Source organism: Nonomuraea sp. CA-218870, assembly GCF_050936535.1.
Lineage (GTDB): Bacteria > Actinomycetota > Actinomycetes > Streptosporangiales > Streptosporangiaceae > Nonomuraea > Nonomuraea corallina.
This window is the reverse complement of the sequence record NZ_JBNJMN010000001.1, coordinates 3,651,362-3,672,315: the sequence shown is the minus strand read 5'-3', so window position 1 is coordinate 3,672,315 and position 20,954 is coordinate 3,651,362. Positions and strand designations below refer to the sequence as shown.

20 protein-coding genes are annotated in these 20,954 nt (G+C 72.9%); 11 read left to right on the top strand and 9 right to left on the bottom strand.

The genetic code is table 11. The features are described from left to right. Positions 1 to 2 precede the first annotated feature (2 nt). Genes ACQEUU_RS17740 through ACQEUU_RS17720 form a run of 5 tightly spaced genes read left to right on the top strand, consistent with a single transcriptional unit; the run spans position 3 to position 4,866 of the window. The gene (locus tag ACQEUU_RS17740) at positions 3 to 1,013 is read left to right on the top strand and encodes an ABC transporter permease (RefSeq protein ID WP_433067179.1); all 1,011 of its coding nucleotides are present in this window, start codon (positions 3 to 5) and stop codon (positions 1,011 to 1,013) included. Then, on the top strand, positions 1,010 to 1,912 hold the full coding sequence (locus ACQEUU_RS17735; protein ID WP_433067177.1) for an ABC transporter permease: 903 nt from the start codon (positions 1,010 to 1,012) through the stop codon (positions 1,910 to 1,912). The genes ACQEUU_RS17740 and ACQEUU_RS17735 overlap by 4 nt, the downstream gene beginning before the upstream one ends. Positions 1,913 to 1,914: 2 nt before the next feature. Further along, positions 1,915 to 2,901, top strand: a complete 987-nt coding sequence (locus ACQEUU_RS17730; protein ID WP_433067175.1) for an ABC transporter ATP-binding protein — start codon at positions 1,915 to 1,917, stop codon at positions 2,899 to 2,901. Further along, a complete protein-coding gene (locus ACQEUU_RS17725; RefSeq protein ID WP_433067174.1) occupies positions 2,898 to 3,905 on the top strand; it encodes an ABC transporter ATP-binding protein in 1,008 nt (335 codons plus the stop codon). The genes ACQEUU_RS17730 and ACQEUU_RS17725 overlap by 4 nt, the downstream gene beginning before the upstream one ends. A gap of 1 nt (position 3,906) precedes the next feature. Further along, complete coding sequence (locus ACQEUU_RS17720; RefSeq protein WP_433067172.1) at positions 3,907 to 4,866, top strand: GNAT family N-acetyltransferase; 960 nt, start codon at positions 3,907 to 3,909, stop codon at positions 4,864 to 4,866. 2 nt (positions 4,867 to 4,868) lie between these two features. Here the strand turns inward: ACQEUU_RS17720 and ACQEUU_RS17715 are convergent, their stop codons facing one another. Beyond that, on the bottom strand, positions 4,869 to 5,981 hold the full coding sequence (locus tag ACQEUU_RS17715; protein ID WP_433067170.1) for an exo-beta-N-acetylmuramidase NamZ family protein: 1,113 nt from the start codon (positions 5,979 to 5,981) through the stop codon (positions 4,869 to 4,871). 58 nt (positions 5,982 to 6,039) lie between these two features. Here ACQEUU_RS17715 and murQ point away from each other — a divergent pair, with 58 nt between their 5' ends. Both murQ and ACQEUU_RS17705 read left to right on the top strand, forming a co-directional pair. Continuing rightward, positions 6,040 to 6,939 carry an N-acetylmuramic acid 6-phosphate etherase gene (gene murQ / locus ACQEUU_RS17710; protein ID WP_433067168.1) on the top strand — a complete coding sequence of 300 codons (900 nt, stop codon included), beginning with the start codon at positions 6,040 to 6,042 and terminating at the stop codon, positions 6,937 to 6,939. Between the two features lie 142 nt (positions 6,940 to 7,081). Continuing rightward, the gene (locus ACQEUU_RS17705) at positions 7,082 to 8,206 is read left to right on the top strand and encodes a serine hydrolase domain-containing protein (protein WP_433067165.1); all 1,125 of its coding nucleotides are present in this window, start codon (positions 7,082 to 7,084) and stop codon (positions 8,204 to 8,206) included. Between the two features lie 39 nt (positions 8,207 to 8,245). On the opposite strand, the gene ACQEUU_RS17700 is transcribed toward ACQEUU_RS17705, so the two are convergent. Then, the gene (locus tag ACQEUU_RS17700; RefSeq protein ID WP_433067162.1) at positions 8,246 to 9,124 is read right to left on the bottom strand and encodes a TIGR03619 family F420-dependent LLM class oxidoreductase; all 879 of its coding nucleotides are present in this window, start codon (positions 9,122 to 9,124) and stop codon (positions 8,246 to 8,248) included. 168 nt (positions 9,125 to 9,292) lie between these two features. Between ACQEUU_RS17700 and ACQEUU_RS17695 the strand changes: the two genes are divergently transcribed. Both ACQEUU_RS17695 and ACQEUU_RS17690 read left to right on the top strand, forming a co-directional pair. After that, complete coding sequence (locus ACQEUU_RS17695) at positions 9,293 to 10,144, top strand: phosphotransferase family protein (protein WP_433067160.1); 852 nt, start codon at positions 9,293 to 9,295, stop codon at positions 10,142 to 10,144. A 56-nt stretch (positions 10,145 to 10,200) separates the two neighbouring features. After that, the gene (locus ACQEUU_RS17690) at positions 10,201 to 10,458 is read left to right on the top strand and encodes a zf-TFIIB domain-containing protein (RefSeq protein WP_433067157.1); all 258 of its coding nucleotides are present in this window, start codon (positions 10,201 to 10,203) and stop codon (positions 10,456 to 10,458) included. A gap of 37 nt (positions 10,459 to 10,495) precedes the next feature. On the opposite strand, the gene ACQEUU_RS17685 is transcribed toward ACQEUU_RS17690, so the two are convergent. Both ACQEUU_RS17685 and ACQEUU_RS17680 read right to left on the bottom strand, forming a co-directional pair. Beyond that, complete coding sequence (locus tag ACQEUU_RS17685; RefSeq protein WP_433067154.1) at positions 10,496 to 11,473, bottom strand: hypothetical protein; 978 nt, start codon at positions 11,471 to 11,473, stop codon at positions 10,496 to 10,498. A 38-nt stretch (positions 11,474 to 11,511) separates the two neighbouring features. Next, a complete protein-coding gene (locus tag ACQEUU_RS17680; protein WP_433067151.1) occupies positions 11,512 to 12,042 on the bottom strand; it encodes a CGNR zinc finger domain-containing protein in 531 nt (176 codons plus the stop codon). 25 nt (positions 12,043 to 12,067) lie between these two features. On the opposite strand from ACQEUU_RS17680, the gene ACQEUU_RS17675 reads away from it, so the two are divergent. Continuing rightward, positions 12,068 to 12,253, top strand: a complete 186-nt coding sequence (locus tag ACQEUU_RS17675) for a hypothetical protein (RefSeq protein ID WP_433067149.1) — start codon at positions 12,068 to 12,070, stop codon at positions 12,251 to 12,253. A 32-nt stretch (positions 12,254 to 12,285) separates the two neighbouring features. Beyond that, positions 12,286 to 14,052, top strand: coding sequence for an AMP-dependent synthetase/ligase (locus ACQEUU_RS17670; protein WP_433067146.1), 1,767 nt, complete (start codon positions 12,286 to 12,288; stop codon positions 14,050 to 14,052). A gap of 32 nt (positions 14,053 to 14,084) precedes the next feature. Here ACQEUU_RS17670 and meaB read toward each other — a convergent pair whose 3' ends face one another. From meaB to mtnA, 5 genes are all read right to left on the bottom strand, one after another. Next, complete coding sequence (gene meaB / locus ACQEUU_RS17665) at positions 14,085 to 15,044, bottom strand: methylmalonyl Co-A mutase-associated GTPase MeaB (protein ID WP_433067143.1); 960 nt, start codon at positions 15,042 to 15,044, stop codon at positions 14,085 to 14,087. Between the two features lie 121 nt (positions 15,045 to 15,165). After that, on the bottom strand, positions 15,166 to 17,310 hold the full coding sequence (gene scpA, locus ACQEUU_RS17660; RefSeq protein WP_433067141.1) for a methylmalonyl-CoA mutase: 2,145 nt from the start codon (positions 17,308 to 17,310) through the stop codon (positions 15,166 to 15,168). Beyond that, positions 17,307 to 19,040, bottom strand: a complete 1,734-nt coding sequence (locus ACQEUU_RS17655; protein WP_433067138.1) for a methylmalonyl-CoA mutase family protein — start codon at positions 19,038 to 19,040, stop codon at positions 17,307 to 17,309. Before ACQEUU_RS17655 ends, scpA begins: the two co-directional genes overlap by 4 nt. A gap of 53 nt (positions 19,041 to 19,093) precedes the next feature. Further along, a complete protein-coding gene (locus ACQEUU_RS17650; RefSeq protein WP_433067136.1) occupies positions 19,094 to 19,873 on the bottom strand; it encodes a peptidoglycan recognition protein family protein in 780 nt (259 codons plus the stop codon). An 84-nt stretch (positions 19,874 to 19,957) separates the two neighbouring features. Then, on the bottom strand, positions 19,958 to 20,896 hold the full coding sequence (gene mtnA / locus ACQEUU_RS17645) for an S-methyl-5-thioribose-1-phosphate isomerase (RefSeq protein ID WP_433067133.1): 939 nt from the start codon (positions 20,894 to 20,896) through the stop codon (positions 19,958 to 19,960). Between the last annotated feature and the right edge of the window lie 58 nt (positions 20,897 to 20,954).

Genomic DNA, 20,954 nt, shown 5'->3' with positions numbered 1-20,954 from the left:
GCATGACGGTCATCGCACGGCGTCTCGCGGGCCACCTGGCCCGCGGGATCGTCATGGTTCTCGTCGTCGCCACGATCAGCTTCTTCATCGTCCGCAACATCCCCGGCGATCCCGTCGCGGCGCGGTACCAGAAGCTGCTGGAGCAGGGCATGTCGCCCGAGGCGGCCGAGCGGGCCACGGCCGTGATGTACGGGTTCCTGCCCAAGGGCACGCTGTGGGAGCAGTACGCCGACTACATGACGGGCCTGTTCCGGTTCGACCTCGGCGTCTCCGTCACCCACCCCGGCTCCCCCGTGACGTCGGTGCTGGGCGAGGCGGCCAAGTGGACCGTTCTACCGGTGCTGGCCGGGACGCTGCTGAGCTTCCTGGTGGGCGTGATCATGGGTGTGTACGCGGCCATCAAGCGCTCCGGCAGGCTCGGCGACTTCCTGGCCATCTCCGGCTCGCTGCTGCACGGCGTGCCGCAGTACGTGCTGGCGCTGCTGATGGGCGCGATCTTCACCACGCTCATCCCGATCCTGCCGCAGGGCGGCACCGCCGACATCCTGTTCGAGCCCGGGTTCAACGCCGGCTACATCGGCTCGCTGATCGAGCACGCCACGCTGCCGGTCGTCACGTACGCGCTGGCCAGCTACGGCGGCTGGATCCTGGCCATGAAGTCGAGCGTCGTCACCGTGCTCGGCGACGACTTCATCCTGGCGGCCGAGCTGCGCGGGATGCGGCGGGCGATCATCTTCAGGTACGTCGCGCGCAACGCGATCCTGCCGCTGTTCACGATCCTGGCGCTCTCGCTGGGCCTGCTGTTCGGCGGCGCGATCTTCATCGAGAAGATCTTCAACTATCCCGGGCTCGGATTCCTGCTCATCGACAGCGTCGTCAACCGCGACTACGCGCTGATGGGCGGCGCGTTCCTGCTCATCACGGCGGCGATCATCGTGGCCAACATCCTGGCCGACCTGTTCTACACGGTCATCGACCCGCGGGTCCGCTCCGGTGAGGAGGCGTCGGCGTGAGCAGCGCGATCCTGGAGACCACCAGCACGGCGGCGACCATGCGCCGCAACTTCTGGCGCGGCGTGTGGCGCGTGATGAAGCGCAAGCCCAGCCGCCTGGTCGGCGCCGTCATCGTGCTCGGCTTCGTGTTCATGGGCGTGTTCGGGCCGATGTTCTACCCCGACGTGCTGCCGCGCGACACGAGCCGGCTGTACGCGCCGATGAGCGCCGAGCACTGGTTCGGCACCGACGGGCAGGGCCGCGACGTGCTCGCCCAGGTCATCACCGGCTCCCGGTACGTCCTGCTGAGCGCCCTGGTCACCGCCGTGATCACGGTGGTGCTCGGCACCGCGATCGGGCTGTTCTCCGGCTTCAAGCGGGGCCGCTGGGACACCGTGCTGATGCGGCTCACCGACATGAAGCTGACCATCCCCGGGCTGCCGCTGCTGCTCGTGCTGTCCACCGTGTGGTCGTTCGGCAGCGCGATCGAGATGGGGCTGCTGCTGGGGCTGCTCGGCTGGGGCGGCGTGGCGCGGGCGGTGCGCTCGCAGACGCTGTCGCTGCGCGAGCGCGGCTTCATCGAGGCGGCGCGCGGGCTCGGCCTGTCCACCACCCACATCGTGGGCAAGGAGCTGCTGCCCAGCATGGCCCCGTACATCGCGATGAACATGCTCATCGCGGTCACCGGCGCCGTGTACGCGCAGGTGGGCCTGTTCTTCCTGGGCGTGCTCCCGTACGAGGCGGACAACTGGGGCGTCATGCTCAACCTGTCCGTGTTCGGCGGCGGAGCCTTGACCACGACCGCGGCGCTGCCGTACATGCTGGCGCCGCTGCTGGCGATCCTGCTGCTGACGCTCGGCATCGTGCTCGTGGTGGACGCCATGGACGAGATCTTCAACCCCCGGCTGCGTGAGGAGTAGGAGTGCCAGGACAAGCGCCGGGAGTGCGCATCGACGGTCTGACCGTCGTCTACAGGACGCCGGCGGGCGAGCTGCCCGCCGTGCGCGACGTCGCGCTGAAGCTGGAGCCCGGCTCGATCACCGGCATCGTCGGCGAGTCCGGCTCCGGCAAGTCGACGCTCGCGCTGTCGCTGCTCAACGCGGTGCAGCCGCCCGGCCGCATCGCCGCGGGCAGCGTGGACATCGACGGGCTGGGCGACGTGGTCGGGCTGCGCGGCGAGGAGCTGCGCAAGGCGCGCGGCCGGCACGTCGGGTACGTGTTCCAGGCCGCCCAGAACTCCCTCAACCCGCTCAAGACGGTCGGCAAGCAGGTGCTCGACCTGGGCCGCTCGCACGGCGTGGAGGACCTGCGCGGGCTGGTCCGCGACGCCAAGGAGCTGCTCGGACGGATGGGCCTGGACGGGGCCAGGGTGCTCGACTCGCACCAGCACGAGCTGTCGGGCGGCATGCGCCAGCGCGTCGGCATCATGCTGGCGCTGGTGCTCAACGCCCACCTGGTGGTGCTGGACGAGCCGACCACCGCGCTCGACATGATCACCCAGGCGAACATCCTGAAGATCGTCCGTGAGGTGCACGCCGAGCGCGGCCTGACCACGCTGGTGATCACGCACGACATCGGGGTGGTGGCCGAGGTCGCCGACCGGCTCGCGGTCATGTACGGCGGCAGGCTGGTCGAGCAGGGGCCGACCAGCCAGGTGCTCGGCGACCCCCGCCACCCCTACACGAAGGGCCTGATCAGGGCCATCCCGAGGCTGACCGGCGACATCGCCGAGGCGCGGGCGCTGCCCGGCCGGCCGCCCACCCTGGCGACCGTGCCCGAGCGGGGCTGCGTGTTCAGAGACCGGTGCGAGCTGCGGATGGACGTCTGCGAGACCGACGACCCCGCGGCCGTCCCGCACGGGGACCGGATCGTGGCCTGCCACGCGGTGAAGGTGAGGGAACACGCGTGATCACCGGAGAAGGCATCGTCAAGACCTTCAAGCAGCGGGGCGACGTGCTCGGCGCACGCGAGGTGCGGGCGCTGCGCGGGGTGGACTTCGCCATCCCCAAGGGCGGCGCGGCCTCGTTCATCGGCGAGTCCGGCTGCGGCAAGACGACGCTCGGGCGGATCATCGCCGGCCTGGAGACGTACGACGCGGGCGAGCTGACGCTGGACGGCCTGGCCATGTCGTCGCTGAAGCCCAAGCGGCGCCAGCCGCACTTCCGCAAGATCCAGCTGATCCACCAGGACCCGTACTCGGCGCTGAACCCGACCCGCACCATCCACCAGACGCTCAACGCCCCGCTGACCCTGCGCGCCAAGCAGACCGGCCGGTCCAAGGCGTGGATCGAGGAGCGGGCCGCCGAGGTGCTGTCACTGGTCGGGCTGGACCCGGGCAGCGTGCTGGCCCGCTACCCGCACCAGCTGTCGGGCGGCATGCGCCAGCGCGTCGTCATCGCGCGGGCGCTCACCGTGGACCCGGAGATGCTCGTCGCCGACGAGGCCGTGTCCATGATCGACGTCTCGCTCCGGCTGGGCATCCTGGCGCTGCTCAAGGACCTGCGCGAGCGGCTCGGGGTGGCGGTGCTGTTCATCACCCACGACGTGGCCACCTCCCGCTACATCGGCGACGACGGCGAGCTGTACGTGATCTACCGGGGTCAGGTCGTGGAGCGCGGCCCGGTGGACACGGTGATCGCCGACCCGGTGCACCCGTACACGCAGTCGCTGCTGTCGGCGATCCCGGTGCTGCACGGCCTGGAGCGGCCGGGCGAGCAGCCGGTGGTCCCGGTGGAGTCGATGGAGGACGGCCAGGACGAGTCCGGCTGCCTGTTCGCGCCGCGCTGCCCGTTCCGCGGCGAGCGCTGCGGCGAGCGGCCCCTGCTGCAGGTGACGGAGGGCATCCCGCAGGAGCACGCGTGCTTCTACCCCGAACGGCGCAGCGTCGTGGCGCGGCCCATGAGCGAGGTGTGACGTGACCTCCCACGAGTCCGGCCACGAGTCCGGCCGCCCGGGGCCCGCGTCTTCCCCTGTGGCCGGTGTGGAGGCGGTCCGGGTGCTGCGCAAACTGCGCGGGGCCGATCTGGCGCGGGCCCGCGAGGTGGCGCGGGCGGCGCTGACCCATGACGCCGACGAGGCCGGGGCGCTGGTGGAGCGGCTGGCCGCGCCGCCGGCCGACCGCCGCTGGGCCGCGCTGGTGGACGGCGGCGGGTTCGCCATGGCGTCGATGTCCACCGCCGACCCGGCCGTCGGCCACGTCGACCTGCTCGCCGTCCATCCCGGCCACCAGGGCCGGGGCCACGGCCGGGCGCTGCTGCGCGCCGCCGAGGGATGGCTGCGCCGGGAGGGCGCCCGCGAGGTCCGCCTGGCCGGCAACCCGCCCTGCTACGCCTGGCCCGGCGTCGACGTGCGCTACACGCCCGCCGCCTGCCTGGCCGAGAGCCTCGGCTACGAGCGCTACCGCACCGCCTGGAACATGACCGCCGACCTGCACACCGACCTGCACACCGACCTGGACACCGACCTGGACGTGAGCGCCGACGTGGCGCGGCTGGCCGGGCTCGGCATCGAGGTGCGCGCCGCCGGCGACGACCGGGGCCGGGTGGCGGAGTTCGCCCGCGAGCACTGGAACGCGGCCTGGGCCTGGGAGGCGGCCCATGCCGCCGGGGTGCACTACGCCGAGCGCGAGGGCCGCGTGCTGGCCTTCGCCGCCTGGGGCACCCGCCCGTCCTGGTTCGGGCCGATGGGCACCGCGCCCGAGGCCCGCGGCACCGGTCTGGGCCGGGTGCTGCTGCGGCGCTGCCTGGCCGACATGCGCGCGGCCGGGCAGCGGACCGCCCAGATCGGCTGGGTCGGCCCGCTGCGGTTCTACGCGCGCGCCGTCGGCGCCCGCGCCGAACGCGTCTTCTGGCTGTACGGACGCGAACTGGCGTGATGTCAGCCGTAGAGGAGCGGTCCATCGGGGGGAGCGGGGTCGGCGCACAGGCGGCGCGGGTCCTCCCCGGCGTCCAGGCACCGGGTCAGGCTGTCGGACCCCCACAGGCGGTTCAGGAACAGCTCGTGCTCGTCCCACCTCAGGTGCCCGGGGTAGAGGGCGCGCGCCACGTGCAGCATGCTGACCCCGGTCAGCACCGGCCGGAACGCCACCGGGTCGTGCACGTGCAGCTGCACTCCCCGTACCGGGACACCGGCGTGCTTGTGGAAGGTGGGCGTGAACCACGTCTCCCTGAACCGCACGCCGGGCAGGCCGAGCGCGGCCAGCGCGGGCGCGAACCGCTCGTCCGCGTACGGGGCGCCGACCAGTTCGAAGGGCCGGGTGGTGCCGCGGCCCTCGGAGAAGTTCGTGCCTTCGAACAGCCCGGTCCCCGGGTAGACGAGCGCGGTGTCGGGGGTCGGCATGTTGACCGACGGCATCACCCAGGGCAGGCCGGTGTCGCCGGACGTCATGTCCCGCCGCCAGCCCTCCATGGTGATCACGCGCAGGTCGGCGTCGAAGCCGAACAGCGTCGCCAGTTCGCCCACGGTCCTGCCGTGGCGCAGCGGCAGCGGGAAGCGGCCGACGAAACTGGCGAACGCCGGGTCGAGCGGCGGGCCCTCGGTGACGGCACCGCCGAGGGGGTTCGGCCGGTCCAGCACCACGAACCGCAGCCCCAGCCGGGCGGCCGAGGCCAGCAGGTCGTACATGGTCCACACGTAGGTGTAGAAGCGGGCGCCCACGTCCGCGATGTCGAAGACCAGCGTGTCCACTCCGGAGCGGTCCAGCAGCGCGTCCAGCGCCTCACCCTCGATCTGGTGGGTGTCATGGACCGGCAGCCCCGTCCTGGCGTCGACGGCGTCCGTCTCGCCGAAGCCCGCCTGCGCGGTGCCGCGGAGGCCGTGCTCGGGACCGAACAGCGCCGTCAGCGGCACGCCGGATGCCAGCAGCGTGTCTGCGGTGGGGGTCAGATCGGGAAGGACTCCGGTGGGATTGGTGATCAGGCCGAGGCGCTTGCCGCCCGCCAGCGACGGGTCCGCGGCCAGCCGTTCGGCTCCGGTGCGTACGTAGGACATGCACCCCATTGTCTGAAAGATATTTACAAGAGAGAAGTAGAGGGTGGAAATTAGCGTCATGATTGATCCGCTACCCGAGCTGTCCACCGAGCAGAGCGACCCCCGCTACAGCCAGATCGACCGGCTGCCCACGCGGCAGATCGCCCGGTTGATGAACCAGGCGGACGCCGCGGTGCCGGCGGCCGTGGCCATCGCCATCCCGGCCATCTCCGACGCGATCGACGCGATCGCCGAGCGGATGGGCAAGGGAGGCAGGCTGCTGTACGTCGGCGCGGGCACGTCGGGCCGGCTCGCCGTGCTGGACGCGTCCGAGTGCCCGCCGACCTTCGGCACCGACCCGGAGCTGGTGCAGGGCGTCATCGCGGGCGGCCAGGAGGCGCTCACCCGCTCGGTCGAGGGCGCCGAGGACGACGCGGAGGCGGGCGCCGCCGCGCTGGTGGCGCTGGAGGTGGGCCCGCTGGACTCGGTGGTGGGCGTCTCGGCCAGCGGGCGCGCCCCTTTCGTGCTGGGGGCGCTGGCGGAGGCGGCCCGCCGGCAGGCGCTGACCGTCGGCCTGTCGTGCAACGAGGACTCGCCGCTGTCGGCCGCCGCCGAGCACCCCATCGAGGTGGTGGTCGGCCCCGAGGTGGTCGCGGGCTCGACCCGGCTCAAGGCGGGGACCGCCCAGAAGCTGGTGCTCAACATGATCTCGACGATCTCGATGGTCCGGCTCGGCCGCACCTACGGCAACGAGATGATCGAGATGTCGGCGATGAACAGCAAGCTGGCCTCGCGCGCGGTGCGCATGGTCAGCGACATCACCGGCGCCGGCCCCGAGGAGGCCGGCCGCGCGCTGGCCGAGGCGGACGGCCAGGCCAAGGTGGCGGTGCTGATGATCAGGCACCGGCTGGACGCGGAGAGGGCCCGCGCGCTGCTGAGTTCCCACGGGGAGCGGCTCAGCGACGCGCTGAGCGGCTGACGGGGGTTCTTCTCGCCACCGGGGGTTCTCGACGCGGGGTTCTCGACGTAAGGGTCACGGACGCGACGGTCGTCGGCGCGGGGGTGCCCGACTCGGGGGGTTGTCGACGTGAGGGTTGTTACGACGTACGGGGAGGCTACGGATGTCCGACCGGCTGGACGCGGTTCTCGCGGAGGCCGTGCCGAAGGTGTGCCCGGCGGCCGTCGCGGTCATCGCGGTGGACGGCGCCGTCGTGGCGGCCTCGGCCGCCGGCGAGCTGGTGCGCTACCAGGACGCCGGCTTCACGCTCGCCGGGGACAGGCCGCCCGCCACCCGCGGGTCCGTCTTCGACCTGGCCTCGATCAGCAAGCTGTTCACCACGGCCGCCATCCTGTCGCTGACGGAGGAAGGCACGCTGAGCCTGGACGAGCCGGTAGCGGCCTGGCTGCCCGGCCCCGACCAGCGGATCACGCTGCGCCGCCTGCTGACGCACAGGGCGGGTTTCCAGCCCACCCGCCGCATCGACCTGGAGTTCCCGGACGCCTCTCCGGCCGCGCGCATGGCGGCCATGGTCTCGACGCCGGTGACCTCTCCGGTGGGCGGGCCGTACCTGTACTCGGACGTGGGCCTCGTGATGGCGGGCCGGGTGGCGGAAGTCGCCTCCGGCACCCCCCTCGACCAGCTCGTCCGCGCCCGCGTCAGCGGCCCCCTGAGCCTGACGGACACGGGTTACCGCCCGGTCCCCGGCCCTCCCGCCCTGTACGAGATCGGCTCCCCCACCCCGCCCGCGCCCGCGGGCGGGCTGCCTCAGGGGGCCGCTGACCTTTCGCGGATCGCCGCCACCGAGTGGAAGCCCGAACGGCCGGGGCCGGGCTGCGTGCGGGGTGAGGTGCACGACGAGACCTCGTACGCGCTCGGCGGGGTGGCGGGACACGCCGGGGTCTTCGGCACCGCGGACGACGTGCTGGCGCTCGGCGAGGCGCTCCGGCTGGGCGGCGGCGCGGCGCTGCGCCCGGACACCGTGACCGAGATGCTGCGCGACCAGGGCGTGACCGGCGCGCCGTTCCGGCACGGACTCGGGGTCCGGATCGGCGACCCGGGCATCGTCGGCCCGCTGCACGACGCGTTCGGCCATTCCGGCTTCACCGGCACGTCGCTGGTCGTCTCCCCGTCCCGCCGGGTGACGGCGGTCCTCCTGACGAACGCCGTGCACCCGGTGCGTGGCCGCCCCGGCATCCGCGAGCTGCGCACCGCGGTCGCGGCGGAGGCCCTGCGCCTGTCCTCCTGACGAACGCCGAGGCCGCAGCCGTTCCGTGGCGTCATGGCGTCAGGCGGAGGGGGCCAGGGCCTCCAGGAGCTCCTCCGCGTGGCGCAGCGCCTCCGCCGGGTCGGCGGTGACAACGTGCGGGTCGAAGTTGAGGTCGTGGAACAGGTCGGTCACGCCCTGCTCGGCGAGCCACGCGACGTCGTCCCTGATCTCGTCCAGGGTGCCCGTCAGCCGCCGCCGCTCACCCGGCCCCGGCCGCGTCCGGGTGACGCCCCGGCAGACGAACCGCAGCGCTGCGGGGTCGCGCCCGGCCTCCTCCGCCGCCGACCTGACCAGGGCGATGCGCGCCGCGATGCCCGACAGGTCCTCGCGGCTGGAGCTCACCCACCCGTCGGCCAGCCGCCCGGCCCGGCGCAGCGCCACCTCGGCCGTGCCGCCCAGCAGGATCGGCGGCGGCGTCGGCGACGGCTTCGGGTCGGCGTACGACGGCGAGATCCGGTAGAACTCGCCCCGGTGCTCCACCACCTCATCGCCCCACATCCTGCGCAGCACCTCGACGAACTCCTCGCCCCGGCGCCCGCGCCGCGCCGGGTCCACCCCGGCCGCCTCGAACTCCTCCGGCACCCAGCCGAGCCCCAGCCCGGCCGTCAGCCTGCCGCCCGAGACGGTCTGCAGGGTGGCGAGCTGCTTGGCCAGCGGCACCGGCTGCAGGAACGCGTTGACCACGGCCACCCCGAGCCGGATCCGCTCGGTGGTCCCGGCCAGGTAGGACAGCGTGATCAGCGGGTCGTGCACGCTGCGATAGGTCGGCCCCATGGGGTGCCCGACGGGGTAGAGCATCCGCTGGAAGGTCCACAGTTCGTGGTAGCCGAGCCGCTCCGCCCTGGTGGCGACCGCGCGCATGGCCTCGGGTGTGGCCCATGCCCCGGCCTGGGGCACGGCGAATCCGATTCTCGTGGCTCCTCCGCTCCCTATCGGGAGCCGCCGGCCTCGCCCCGGCCGGGCCGGGCGGCGCGACGGGCCCCGCGCTCACAGGTGATCGCTGCGAATCTATCAGGGGGGCCGGGCCTTCCCCCTCGCCGGACCTGATCGTTCTAGGCTGTACGCGTGGGTCTTGAGGCGGAGCTGGCCGGCGTCGCCGGCACGTACGGGGGCAGCGGCGATCCGGTGCGCCACCAGACGCGTTCCGACTCGGTCGTGGTGCGCCGAGGCGAGGTCGTGGTGAAGGCGCACTCCGTGCGCGACGACGTGCCCGGCCTGCGCGCGCGCTTACGCGCCTGCGCGTCCGCGGAGCTGGCCGGGGTGATGCTGGCGCCGCTGGTGCCGGAGGTGCTGATGGTGGCGGGCCGGGCCGTGACGGTCTGGCCCGCGGGCCGCCCGATCGGACGGGACGAGACGGAGACGGCTCCCTGGGAGGAGGGCGCGCGGCTGCTGGCCCGGCTGCACGCGGCGCCTCTCACACCGCTGCCGGCGCTGCCCGAGGCCGGCGGTCCCGGCAGGGCGGCCGGGGCGGTGCGCCGGCTGGAGGGCGACGGGCCGGTGGAGCGGCTGATCCGGCGCACGTTCGAGGAGTTGCCCGAGCCGGAGGCGGGGCCCGCGCTGCTCACCCACGGCGACTGGCATCTGGGCCAGCTCGTGCTCCGCGACCGGTGGCTGCTCATCGACCCCGACGACCTCGGGGTGGGCGACCCGGCGTGGGACCTGGCCAGGCCGGCGGCCTGGTACGCGGCGGGCCTGCTGGATCCGGAGGTCTGGGACCGCTTCCTGGGCGCCTATCTGGCGGCGGGCGGTCCCGCGCTGGGCGACGGCGACCCGTGGCGCCGCCTCGACCTGCCCGCCAGGGCGGTCACCGCCCAGCTCGCCGCCGTCGCGCTGGGCCATGCCCGCCGGGAGTGCCGGGAACTGGACGAGGCCGAGCATTCGTTGATCGAGGCGTGCGGCAGGATCGTCCGAGCGTGACGGTGCCGCGCACGATAGGTTTCAGCCAGGACCACGAGGCCAAGGAGTGCGTGTAGATGCAATGCCCTAAGTGCCGCGGCAACATGCGGACGTACGAGCGTAACGGTGTTCACATCGAGCAGTGCGACCAGTGCCGGGGGATCTTCCTCGACTACGGCGAGCTCGAGACCCTGAGCCGCATGGAGGCGGCCTACCACGCCGCTCCCCCGCCGCCGGCGGCCGGGCCGGCCTGGGGCGCTCCTCACCACCCCGGCGGCCACTACGGGCACAAGCGCCACCAGCGCGGCTGGGTGGGCATGCTCTTCTCCAGCTGACCAGTGGCAGGGGGTCGACCGGCCCCCTGCCGTCTCCTCAGGCCGGGAAGTCGTCCGGGTCGACCTTCGAGGTGGGGGCGTTGCCGCCGGTGATCGCGTGCAGCGTGATCCGCCAGTCGTGCCAGAGGATCTGGGTGGCGGTGTAGGTGGTCTTGAACTTCACCGGCTTCTGGAAGCGCTCGAAGCTGCACTCCCGGGTGAACGCGCCGCTCTTGCCGTCCCAGTCCACGCCGTGCGTGAAGTAGATGCGGTAGTTGCCGTCGCTCACGCCGCTGATCTTGAACTTGCCCTTCTTGCGCACGTACACGCTGTAGACCTTGGACTTGCCGCGCACCAGGCTGACGACCGCGTCGCGGGTGCCGCCGTTGTGGATCTGCAGCGAGCTGCGGCCGCCGCCCGCGCCCTGGCGCAGCCACTGGCCGTTGCGCAGCCGCCGGTTCTGCTTGTTCGCCGCCTTCACCGACACGATGTCGGCCTTGTAGTCGCCGGCGTCCTCCAGCGCCTCGCCGGCCCGGTCGAGCGCGGCGAGGGAGTCGTCCAGATCGGTGAAGACGGCGCCGGGAGTGCACAGGTTCCCGGTGCCCACCCTGGTCGCCGACGTGCCGAGCCGGAGCGCCACCTCGCGCAGGCTCTCGACGTACGCCTGGTGCTGGGGCTGGATCTCGGCGGGCGGGCTGAGCGCGGCCAGCTCGTCGGCGGTGCCCTGCAGGGTCTCCTGGGCCTTCACCACGCGCTGGTCGAGCACCTTGAGCGAACGCGCGCCCGCCAGGGACTTGATGGCCTTGCTCATGTCGTCGTGACGGCCGCCGAGCTCGCTCTTGTATGCCTCGGCGGTCAGGGCCGTGGGCTCGGGCGTCGCCGGAGTCGCCGGGTCCGCGCTGGATGCCGCGCCGTCGCCCGCGACCCCGCTCGCGCGGGGCTCTCCACCGGTGATGGGGGGAGCCGAGCTGCAGGCGGTTCCGACCGTGAGCGCCGCCAGGGCGAGCAGACAGGGGAAGATCCGAGGGGCAGACACCTGCCACACTATCGCCCGCTTTATCCACCCACGTCAATCTACGTCCCGGCCAGCCCTCGCCGCCGGCTCCGGTGCGCCGCCACGTTGACCCGGTTGGCGCAGGCGAGGGAGCAGAACCGCCTGCGCCCGTTGCGCGAGGTGTCCACGTAGACGGTCCGGCAGCCCTCCCGGTCGCAGCGGCCGAGCCTGCTCCCGTCGGAGAAGCAGATGGCCATGGCCAGGCCGCCCGCGGTGGTCTCCTTGGTCCTGGCCGCGATGTCTCCTTCGAGGGAGGAGAAGTGCAGATGCGGCTCCTTGCCGTCGTGCGCGCTCACGAACGGCTTGACCGCGGTGATCTCCAGCAGGTCGTTGACCAGGGCGATCTGCTTGGCGACCGAGGGCTCGCCGAAGACCGGGTCGAGCCGGCGGGCCCACTCCCGCAGCTCCGCCGCCTGGTCCGGGGTCGTCGCGGTGCGCAGCATCTCGTGCCCGGCCAGCAGCGCGGCGAGCGGCCCCGGACGGAAGTCGGTGGCGTTGACCAGGGCCGCCGCGAGCGCCGCGCCGTTGCCTCCGTAAGTGTTGAAATGCATAAGGCCATTACACCAGGGTGGACGCATGAGTTCCGGACATCTCCACGACCCGTTCGCGATGACCGTCGTGTCCACGCACGCCACCTCCGACGGCGTGGTGTCCTACCTCCGGTGCGCCTGCGGCGCCTGGGAGGTGCGCGGCTCCGCCCTGGTGGGCACGGCGAGGAGCCGCGGGCCGCACCCGTCGACTCCGGGAGCGCACTCCGCCTAGAGTCTCCTCCAAACCCCCTAGGAGGTCAGGCAATGTCCAGCATCCCCGCCCTGCTCCGCGACCGGATCGCGGCCACCCCCGACGCCGAGGCGTACCGGACGCCATCAGGTGACGGCTGGACGTCGTTGTCCTGGCGCGCCACCGGTGAGCGGGTGCGCGAGCTGGCACTGGGCCTGGCCGCGCTCGGTGCGGGCCCGGATCGCCGGGTCTCGATCCTGTGCTCGACCCGCCTGGAGTGGGTCCTGTGCGACCTGGCGGTGCTGTCCACCGGGGCCGCCACGACCACGATCTACCCGTCCAACACCGCGGCCGAGTGCGCGTTCGTCATCAACGACTCCGGCACCACGATCGTCATCGCGGAGAACGACGACCAGGTGGCCAAGCTGCGCTCGGTGCAGAAGGAGCTGCCGGACGTCACGCACGTGATCGTGATCGACGGCACGGCGAGCGACGACGGCTGGGTGATCCGGCTCGACGACGTGCCGGGCAAGGCCGCCGCCGACGCCGACTACGACGCGCTGGTCGACGCCATCGGCCAGGACGACCTGGCGACGCTCATCTACACCTCCGGCACCACGGGCCGGCCGAAGGGCGTCGAGCTCACGCACGACAACTGGCTGTACGCGGCGAGCGCGGTCCGCGAGATCAACCTGATCACCTCCACCGACCTCCACTTCCTCTGGCTGCCGCTGTCGCACTCGTTCGGCAAGCTGCTGGAGGTCGTGATGATCGACATCGGCGTGCCGACCGCCATCGACGGGCGGCTCGACCGCATCGCCGACAACCTCGGCGAGCTGCGGCCGACGTTCATGGCCGCGGCCCCGCGCATCTTCGAGAAGATCCACAACACGGTGGCGGCCACCCAGCAGCGCGAGGGCGGCGCCAAGCTGAAGATCTTCAACTGGGCGCGCAAGACCGGCGTGCGGGTGGTCCGGGCGCGCCAGCGCGGCGCCTCCATCCCGGTGACGACCAAGATCGAGTACGCGATCGCCGACCGGCTGGTGTTCAGCAAGCTCCGCGCCCGCTTCGGCGGCCGGATCCGCTACTTCATCTCCGGGGCCGCGCCGCTGTCGCAGGACATCGCCGAGTTCTTCGACGCGGCCGGGCTGACGATCCTGGAGGGCTACGGGCTCACCGAGTCCTCGGCGGGCAGCTTCCTCAACCGCCCGGACAGCGTGCGGTTCGGCTCGGTGGGCCGGCCGCTGCCCGGCACGCAGGTGCGGATCGCCGAGGACGGCGAGATCCTCATCGGCGGGCGCGGCATCATGCGCGGCTACCACGGCCTGCCGGAGGAGACGGCCGAGGCGCTGCGGGACGGCTGGCTGCACACCGGCGACATCGGCGAGCTCGACGACGAGGGCCGCCTGGTCATCACCGACCGCAAGAAGGAACTGATCAAGACCTCCGGCGGCAAGTACGTCGCCCCGACCCACCTCGAAGGCCGGATCAAGGCCGCCTGCCCGTTCCTGTCCCACGTGTTCGTGCACGGCGACCGCCGCAACTACTGCTCGGCGCTGGTGACGCTCGACATGGACGTGGCCAGGCCCTGGGCCGAGGCCGAGGGCCTGCCGGTGGACCCGGAGGAGCTGCGCGGGCACCCGCGGATGCGCGAGGAGGTCCAGAAGGCGATCGACCAGGTGAACGCCGACCAGGCCAGCTACGCCACGATCAAGAAGTTCGCGATCCTGTCGCAGGACTTCACGGTCGAGACCGGCGAGCTGACGCCCAGCCTGAAGGTCAAGCGCAAGGCCGTCGAGGAGCGCTACGGCGAGACCCTCGACTCCTTCTACGACGCGTAGGACCCGCCGCGGCCGCCTTCGCGAATCCCCCGTCAGGGGCGTTCGAAGGCGGCCAGCAGGCGGTCGGCGGCGAGCGCCGGGGTGAGCGTCCCGGCGAGCACCTCGCGCTCGACGCCGTCGCGGATCTCCGACACCCGCGGGTCGTCGCGCAGCTCGGCCAGCAGCCGGTCGCGCACCATCGACCAGGTCCAGCCCACCTGCTGGCGGCGGCGCTTGGCCGCCAGGTCCAGCCCTTCCTGGTGGGCCAGGACCTGCCGCCACAGCTCCTCCAGCCCGTCGCCGGTGAGCCCGCTGCAGGTCAGCACGGGCGGCGGCGTGGTGTCGGAGCGGAGCATGCGCAGCGCCCCGGCCAGCTCCCGCGCCGCCTTGCGCGCCGCCAGGGCGTGCTCGCCGTCGGCCTTGTTCACCGCGATGACGTCCGCCAGCTCCAGCACGCCCTTCTTGATGCCCTGCAGCTGGTCCCCGGTACGGGCGAGCGTGAGCAGCAGGAACGTGTCGACCATGTCGGCGACCGCGGTCTCCGACTGCCCGACGCCGACGGTCTCCACCAGCACCACGTCGAACCCGGCCGCCTCCACCACGACCATCGCCTCCCTGGTGGCCTTGGCGACGCCGCCGAGCGTGCCGGACGTGGGCGAGGGCCTGATGAACGCGGCCGGGTCGACGGACAGCCGCGACATCCGGGTCTTGTCACCCAGGATGCTGCCGCCGGTCCTGGTGGAGGACGGGTCCACGGCCAGCACCGCCACCTGGTGGCCCTGCCCGGTCAGCATCGTGCCGAGCCCGTCGATGAACGTCGACTTGCCCACCCCGGGCACTCCGGAGATCCCCACCCGCCGCGCGTTCCCGGTCAGCGGGGTCAGCTCGACGAGGAGCTCCTGCGCCATCGCCATGTGGTCCTGCCTGGTGGACTCCACGAGCGTGATGGCGCGGGCGACCCAGGCCCGGGCCCCCGCCTTGACGCCTCGTACGTAGTCCTCCAGCGAGCGCACGCCCCATCCCTTCCTTCGCGCGTCCGGCCGCGCCTCTTCACGGCGATCCCGTACCCCCTCCCCCGGCGCGAGCAGGAGGGGGGCCGCCCCGGCGCCGGGGCGGCTCACCCGTGCGGGAGTCCTACGACCGCCCGCGCAGGTCCTCCAGCAGCTCCAGGGCGGCGGTGGCGATCACCGTGCCGGGCGGGAAGATCGCGGCGGCGCCGGCGGCGCGCAGCTCGGCGAAGTCGTCCGGCGGGATGACGCCGCCCGCCACGATCATGACGTCCTCGGCGCCGAGGTCGGCCAGCGCCTTCTTCAGCGCGGGCACCAGGGTGAGGTGACCGGCGGCGAGCGTGGAGACGCCGACGATGTGCACGTCGGCCTCGACCGCCTGCCTGGCCACCTCCTCCGGCGTCTGGAACAGCGGGCCGACGTCGACGTCGAAGCCCAGGTCGGCGAAGGCGGTGGCGATCACCTTCTGGCCGCGGTCATGCCCGTCCTGGCCCATCTTGGCGACCAGGATGCGCGGCCGGCGGCCCTCGGCGCGCTCGAACGCGGCGCACGCCTCGCGGGCGCGCTCGATGTCGGCGGCCGGGCCGGCCTCGTCACGGTACACACCGGAAATGGTACGGACCTGCTCGGCGTGCCGGCCGAACACCTGCTCCAGGGCCGCGGAGATCTCGCCCACGGTGGCCTTCGCGCGGGCGGCGTCCACGGAGAGCTTGAGCAGGTTGGCGTCGAGCCCAGGAGCCGGGTTGGCGGCGGCGTGGGTGAGCGCGTCGAGCGCCCGCCGGACCGCGTCCTCGTCCCGCTCGGCGCGCAGCCTGCGCAGCTTCTCCAGCTGCTGCGCGCGGACCGAGCTGTTGTCGACCTTCAGCACCTCGATCGGCTCGTCCGCCTCGGGCCGGTACGTGTTGACGCCGATCACCGGCTGACGGCCGGAGTCGATGCGGGCCTGGGTGCGGGCCGCGGCCTCCTCGATGCGGAGCTTGGGCAGCCCCGCCTCGATGGCCTTGGCCATGCCGCCGGCGGCCTCCACCTCCTGGATGTGCTCCCAGGCGCGCTCGGCCAGGTCGTGGGTGAGCCGCTCGACGTAGTAGGAGCCGCCCCACGGGTCGATCACCTGCGTGGTGCCCGACTCCTGCTGGAGCAGGATCTGGGTGTTGCGGGCGATCCTGGCGGAGAAGTCGGTGGGCAGCGCGAGCGCCTCGTCCAGGGCGTTGGTGTGCAGCGACTGGGTGTGTCCCTGGGTGGCGGCCATGGCCTCGACGCAGGTGCGCGCGACGTTGTTGAACACGTCCTGCGCGGTCAGCGACCAGCCGGAGGTCTGCGAGTGCGTGCGCAGGCTGAGCGACTTCGGGTTCTTCGCCCCGAACCCGTCGACCAGCTTGGCCCACAGCAGCCGGGCGGCCCGCAGCTTGGCGACCTCCATGAAGAAGTTCATGCCGATGCACCAGAAGAACGACAGCCGAGGCGCGAACCGGTCCACGTCCATCCCGGCGGCGACCCCGGCCCGGAGGTACTCGACCCCGTCGGCCAGGGTGTAGGCGAGCTCCAGGTCGCAGGTGGCCCCGGCCTCCTGGATGTGGTAGCCGGAGATGCTGATGGAGTTGAACTTCGGCATCTTCTCGCTGGTGTACGCGAAGATGTCGGAGATGATCCGCATGGACGGCGCCGGCGGATAGATATAGGTGTTCCGTACCATGAACTCCTTGAGGATGTCGTTCTGGATGGTGCCGGCCAGCTGCTCAGGCTCCACCCCCTGCTCCTCGGCCGCCACGATGTAGAGCGCCAGGATCGGCAGCACGGCGCCGTTCATGGTCATGGACACCGACATGCGGTCCAGCGGGATGCCGTCGAAGAGCTGGCGCATGTCGTAGATGGAGTCGATCGCCACCCCGGCCATGCCGACGTCGCCGGCCACGCGCGGGTGGTCGGAGTCGTAGCCCCGGTGGGTGGCCAGGTCGAAGGCCACCGACAGGCCCTTCTGCCCGGCGGCCAGGTTGCGGCGGTAGAAGGCGTTGGAGTCCTCGGCCGTGGAGAAGCCCGCGTACTGACGGATGGTCCACGGCTGGTTGACGTACATGGTCGGGTACGGCCCGCGCAGGTAGGGCGCGGCGCCCGGATAGGTGCCCAGGAAGTCGAGCCCTTCCAGGTCGCGGCCCGTGTAGAGCGGCTTGACCGCGATCCCTTCCGGCGTCTCCCAGGCGGGCGCGTCCGGCCCCGGGCCGTCGCTCCCGGACGAGCGGGCCGTGAGCGGGACGGTCGAGAAGTCGGGGATCATCGGGTCACCTCCAGGTCGCGGAAGGTCGTGCGCAGGACGCCCAGCGCGTCGCACCCGGCGTGGACGCGGCCGTCGACGCCGGCGTAGTCGCCCTTGCCCGCCAGCCAGACCGTGCGCGCGCCGGCCCGCCTGAGCGCCGCGGCGACCGCCTCGGCGTGCTGACCGTAGAGCTTGTCGCTGGAACACAGGCAGGCGACGGTGGCGCCGCTGACGGCGAAGGCGGTGGCGATCTGCTCGGGGTCGGCGCCGGGGCCCGCGGTCTCGGTGGCCAGGCCGCCGGCGCGGAAGAGGTTGGCGGCGAACGCGGCCCGCGGGGTGTGCACGGCGACCGGCCCGATCGTGGCCAGGAACACCTTGGGCCGCTCGGGCTGCGCGTCGGCCAGGTCACGCAGTTCCTCGAACTCCTGCGCGTACCGGAACTTCGGCAGCCCGGCGGCGAGGGCGGCGGGCGAGTGGGAGGCCAGGAACGGTCCACCGCCGCCGGCTCCGTTGAGCGGCTTCTCGTCCGGATCGGGAAACTCGCTGACGCCGGTGATCGGGAGGCGGCGGTGCGCGAGGTCGGCGGCGCGGCGCTCCCGGGTGGCGGCGACGCGGCCGGCCACCAGCCCGGCGGCGGCCTCGACGCCGCCGGCCGCCTCGATCTCCTGGAACCAGGCCCAGGCCCGCTCGGCCAGCTCCTCGGTGCGGCGCTCGACGTACCAGGATCCGCCCGACGGGTCGATCACCCGTCCGACGCCGGCCTCCTCCAGCAACAGCGACTGCGTGTTGCGGGCGATGCGCCGGGAGAACGCGTCCGGCCGCCGGACCACCGCGTCGAACGGCTGCACCGTCACCGCGTCGGCGCCGCCGACGCCGGCGGCGAAGCAGGCGACGGTGGTGCGGAGCATGTTCACCCACGGGTCGCGGGCGGTCATCATGGCCGAGCTGGTCACCGCGTGCTGGCGCTGCGGCCCGGAGGCGCCGGTCACCTCCGTCACCCGGTCCCACAGCCGCCTGGCCGCCCGCAGCTTGGCGATGGTGGCGAACTGGTCGTCGGTGGCGGCGTAGCGGAACTCGATCTGGTCGCACGCCTGCTGGACGGTGAGGCCGGCGGCGGTGAGCGCGCGCAGCCCGGCCACCGCGAGGGCGAGCGAGCAGCCGAGCTCCTCGGCGTCGCCGCCGCCCGCGTCGTGGTACGGGGTCGCGTCCACCATCACGGCCCGCAGCCCGGGGCGCCCGGCGGCGCACGCGGCCGCCAGCGCGGGAGCGTCCGGGCTGAGCGGCGAGGCGCCCAGGTTGCCCCGCAGCGGGGTGTCACCGGCCAGCGCGAGCAGGGCCTCGGCGGCCTCGCCGGTCCGCTCGCCCGCTTCCAGGACGACCGGCGCCAGGTCGAGGAGGACGCCCTTCAGCACCCGGGGCAGCTCGGACACCGGGATCGCGCCGTCGCCGACGACGAGCCAGAGGGAGCTGACCCCGTTCTCCAGGTCGGCCATCACCGCCTCGGGGTCGGGCAGCGCGTGCCGCTGCCTGACGTCCCAGCCTCCGCCGGGCCGCGCGCCCCGGTCGAACGGGGCCGAGGCGGGCAGGTCGGCGGCGTCGTAGAGCGGTGCGACGGCCAGCCCGTCATAGGTCGAATGGGACAGCGCCTCTTCGGGCGTCTGCGCGTCGACGCCGGACTTGCGCAGCACCGCTATGGCCAACGCCCGCCAGTCGTCGCGCGAGGTGGAAGGAAACCCCGCAGCCAGTTCCATGGTCGGATAGTACGCATACGCCGATTTGCGAGGTAACACGGGTGGGCGGAGTTTTACGTCACAAGAGCTTCCCAGGTGAGCCGCCAGGTGACGGGACCGACGACGCCGTCGTCGTCTACCCCCTGCTGGCGCTGGAAGGCCCGGCACACCTCGCGTGAGTCCGGCCCGTACGCGCCGTCGACGTCGATCTCCCAGCCCCGTTCGGCCATCCCGGCCTGCCAGGTGCGCACGTCGTCACCGCGCGTCACCGGCGGATAGCTGAGCAGGCGGCCGGGGAACGGCGGCGCGCCGGGCGGCTCGGGCTCGCCGGGGCCGTCGCCCTGCCCCGGCCGGGGCGCGCCCCTGCGCACCCACCCGTAGAGCGGCTCGCCGGGGCAGTCGGTGGCGTAGCCGTCGCGGTGCCCCTTGATCTCCTTGCCCGCCCGGCCGTTCTGCCGGACGTGGTCGACGGCGTCCAGGATCGCGTGCAGCATCCCGTCGGGCGGCTGCACCAGCCCCGAGTTGCCCACCAGGCCGAGCACCGCGTAGTGGCCCTGGTTCAGCCCCGCGCCGTTGGCGGCGGGCAGGCGGTTCAGCCCCCGGCCTTCGAACACCCGCTGGTGCGGACAGGCGACGAACGAGTAGCCGATGTCCATCCACCCGTTCCCGTCCATGTGGGAGTTCTGGATCGACCGGACCAGCGCGGCGCAGCGGTCATGCTCGTCCACGATCCGGGGATCGACCCGGCCGCCCGTGTAGTGGACCTTCACGCCCCTGGTGGAGTCGAGCCGCGTGTAGCTCCCCCGCGGCGATCGGGCGCCCCACGCCTTCCTGCTGATCAGTTCGATGGCCATGCCTGCACTCCCGGGTTGCATCAGCTTGAGCACCGAGCGTAGGGCGTGACCTCCGCACAGGTGAGATCTTTCGCCTGAATTTACCTATGGGTGGATCACTCGCGCTTCTGTCACTATCGCCGTGATCAGGTCATGTGGGGTCACGTCGAAGGCGGGATTGATCGCGTCCGTGCCTTCGGGGGCCACCCGGGCGCCGCGGAACGCCACGATCTCGTCGGCGCCCCGGTCCTCGATCTCGATGTGCTCGCCCGACGGGGTGGCCGGGTCGATCGTGCTCTCGGGGGCGACGACGATGAACGGCACCCCGGCCCGCGCCGCGCCGAGGGCGAGCGCGTACGAGCCGATCTTGTTGGCGGTGTCGCCGTTGGCGGCGATCCGGTCGGCGCCGATGAGCACCGCGTCGACGCCTCCCCTGGCCAGCAGGTAGGGCCCGGCGCCGTCGGTGACCAGGCGGTGCGGCGCGCCCATCCTGCCCAGCTCCCAGGCCGTGAGCCGGGCGCCCTGCAGCAGCGGACGGGTCTCCAGGGCGAGCACCTCGGCGAGCCGGCCGCGCTCGTGCAGGGTCTGCGCGACGCCGAGCGCGGTGCCCCGCTCGACGCAGGCCAGGCCGCCGGTGTTGCACACGGTCATGATGCGCAGCCGGTCGCCCTGGAGCAGGTCGGCCCCGCGCTCGCCCATGGCGTGACAGGCCGCGATGTCGTCGTCCCTGATCCGCAGCGCCGTCTCCAGCACCGCCTCGGGGCCCTCCTCGATGCGGGCGGCGGCCCGGTCGACGCCCCAGGCCAGGTTGACGGCGGTGGGCCTGGCGGCGCGCAACCGCGCGACGGCCTCCCTGTCGCCGCGGGCCAGCACCACGCCGAGCGCCCCGGCCACGCCGAGCGCGGGGGCGCCCCGCACCGCGAGCCTGCGGATCGCGCCGATCAGCTCGTCCACGGTGTGGACGCGCAGGGTCACGCAGGCGTCGGGCAGCCGGGTCTGGTCGATGAGCTCGATGGCGCCGTCGACCCAGTCGATGGTCCTCACGCGTCGAACGCTAGCGCAGCCCCGGCGCGGGACCGGATCCGGCGAAGATCCACTCGGT